Raw genomic sequence first — 2,699 nt, 5'->3', positions numbered from 1 at the left:
TGGACGTACAGACCGAGACGGCGATTACAGGGTTGTTTCTTCTGCCTTCAGAGCTGGGCGCGAACGTGTCGCTCGAGGCTATGGGCATGTTGGTTCTGGCTTTGTGTTGCGCGATGTTTGTAGGGTTGGAGTTTCGGCGTGGCAGCAAGGCGTAGGCGAGTTTCAACGGGCTTATCGCCAAGAGACGTTGACATGGGGTGCATGAGCATCTTGGGTTGTCTTGGTATTTTCATTGTGTTCGTGGGACTTCTTTTATTTTTCAGGAGTGCGTTTCTGGTATTCGCTCAGACAGGCTTGCTCGCGTGTCGTCTGATGCGCGTGGGGGACGCCATCTTCTTGCCGTTTACGGCAGCGGTAGTGCCGTGGGCGGTGGATACCCCTGTAGGTGGAGTGGTGTCGTGGTTGCTCGCTGGGCTGTGCCTTGGATTGTTTGTTGCTCGCTTGCAGTCGAATCGGCGGGGCCGATCGCGTAACGTGGTTATCGAGATAGTGGGTTTGGTGCTGGTGATGATGGCGGTCTACGGGTTGGGCCTCAGTAGGGTTCGTGAGTGGGCCAGAGCAGACGAGCAGCGTACGGCGGCTGAGAGAGTTCGCACTGCCCAACAGCGAGTCGATGAACAGGCTCGTGCAGTCCTTGTGCGTATTCCAGCGATGATGGACAGCGATTCCAGACCATGTCGATCACCTGTTCCAGGTCGAAGGCGATCGCGGTTTCCAGGTGATGGTGGACACCAGTATCGGTGCGCAGTGACGGCCACCCGTCGGTCTTCCGAGTGATCGGCATGGTCCTATTTGGACCGTTTTCGCATCGATTCCCCCTTCAGCTGCATGATGGTCGAGGCGCTGAGCACTCGGTCGAGGAGAGCGTCAGCGACGCTCGGGTCGCCGATGGTGTCATGCCAGTTCTCCACCGGTAGCTGGCTCGTCAGCAGCGTGGAGCGAAGGCCGGCGCGGTCGTCGATGATCTCGAGCACGCTGTGCTGGGTCTGGCCGGTGAGGGGAGCCAGCCCCCAGTCATCAAGCACGAGCAGGTCGGTGCGCGCGAGACCTGCGAGCAGTTTCAGGTAGGTTCCGTCGGCCCTGGCGAGGTTCAGTTCCTCCACGAGACGTGGCACTCGCTTATAGGCCACGCTGAATCCGTCCCGGCAGGCCTTGTGGCTCAATGCATTGGCGAGCCAGGTCTTGCCCAGGCCGGTTGCGCCCGTGATGATCACGTTGCGGCGGGCGTGAACCCACCGCGAGGTGATCAGATCCTGCATCACGCCGCGGTCGAGTCCCCGCGGATGGCGGTAGTCGATGTCCTCGATGTAGGCCTCGGTGCGCAGTTTGGCGAGTTTCACCCGTCGGTTCATGCTTCGTTCCTGGCGGGTCAGCCACTCGCGGTCCACGATCAGGGCCAGGCGCTCCTCGAAAGACAGCGTCGAGGAGGCACCGCTGTCGGCCTGTTCCTGGAGCGCGGTGGCCATGCCACGCAGGCGCATCTGTACGAGCTTGTCCATCGTCTGCTGGTTCAAGGGGCTTCCCCTTCCATCGCCGGCGCGCCCACATCACCGAGCACGTGCACACGGTAGTAGCTGGCGCCGCGCACGTTCCGGTGGTGCACCGCGCCAGGGACCTGTGGTTGGACGCCATTGTCGCCCAGTCGATCGAGGTTCTTCTCCAGGATCGAGCGGACGCTTTTGTAGGTGAGTGCACGCACCCGAAGGGCGCGTTCACACGCCGCTTCCACGCGTTCCGTGCCGAACTTGCTCGCGAGCCGCACCACGCCCAGACAAGACCGCAGGCCCTGGAGCTCGTGCGCTTTGCTGGCCATGAGCCCCTCCACGAAAGAACGTGTCTTCGGCCCGGCCTTTGCGGCCCAGGCCGCAAGTCGCTCTGGAGACCATTCCCTCATCTTGCGGTGCTTCGGGGGCATGTGCTCGGCGAGCGTGGTGTGCTGGCCCTCCTGGTTGCTGCGTCGATGGATGGCGATTCGTTGCTGCCGCGAGAACATCTCCACGGTCTCGGAGGTAGCCCGGACATCGAGCAGTTGGTGGATGAGGGTGTGAGGAACGCTGTAGTAGTGACCCTCGAAGTCGATGTGGTAGTCCAGCCCCACGCGAGCCTTCTTCCACTGCGCGTAGATGAATGGCTCGGCGGGCAGGGGGCGAAGCATCGGCTTCTCCTGTTCGAGGAACACGGACCTCCGGCATCCCAGCAGCTTCTGGAAGGGCCGATCATTGAGCTGCTCCAGCAGAACTCCGATGGCCTCGTTCAGCTCGTCGAGGGAGTAGAAGACGCGGTTGCGCAATGCCGCAAGGATCCAGCGCTCGGCGACAAGGACGGCGTTCTCCACCTTCGCCTTGTCCTTCGGGCGCGCCACGCGCGTGGGCACGACGGCCACGCCGTAGTGGGCGGCCAGCTCGGCATACGCGATGTTGATGTCGGGCTCGTACCAGTCCGCCCTCTTGACGCCGCTACGAAGGTTGTCGGGGACGATGAGTTCCGAGACGCCCCCGAAAGAGGCGAACATCCGCACGTGCGAGCGCAGCCAGTTCGGCAGATCCTGCGACCACGTCGCCTCCGCATAGGTGTAGTTGCTCGCCCCGAGGACGCCCACGAACACCTGCGCCGCCCGCCCCTCGCCTGTCAGCGGGTTGGTCACGACCCAAACGGTCTGGCCAGCGTAGTCGACGAAGCACTTCTCGCCCAGTCTGTGC

2 protein-coding genes are annotated in these 2,699 nt (G+C 62.7%); both read right to left on the bottom strand.

Features of this window, described 5'->3' with window-relative positions; all coding sequences use genetic code 11:
* Window positions 1-788: 788 nt before the first annotated feature.
* Window positions 789-1,499 carry an AAA family ATPase gene (locus EB084_23310; GenBank protein NDD31191.1) on the bottom strand — a complete coding sequence of 237 codons (711 nt, stop codon included), beginning with the start codon at window positions 1,497-1,499 and terminating at the stop codon, window positions 789-791.
* Between the two features lie 11 nt (window positions 1,500-1,510).
* Window positions 1,511-2,699, bottom strand: a 1,189-nt coding sequence (locus tag EB084_23305) for an IS21 family transposase (GenBank protein ID NDD31190.1), incomplete at its 5' end; no start/stop codon positions are given.

The organism is Pseudomonadota bacterium (assembly GCA_010028905.1).
In the GTDB taxonomy this organism is placed as follows: Bacteria; Vulcanimicrobiota; Xenobia; order RGZZ01; family RGZZ01; genus RGZZ01.
This window is presented reverse-complemented; position numbering and strand designations above follow the sequence as displayed.

Bases quoted from the DNA above. Each gene is read 5' to 3' on its own strand.
- EB084_23310 (NDD31191.1), bottom strand. From the start codon at position 1,499: ATGGACAAGCTCGTACAGATGCGCCTGCGTGGCATGGCCACCGCGCTC.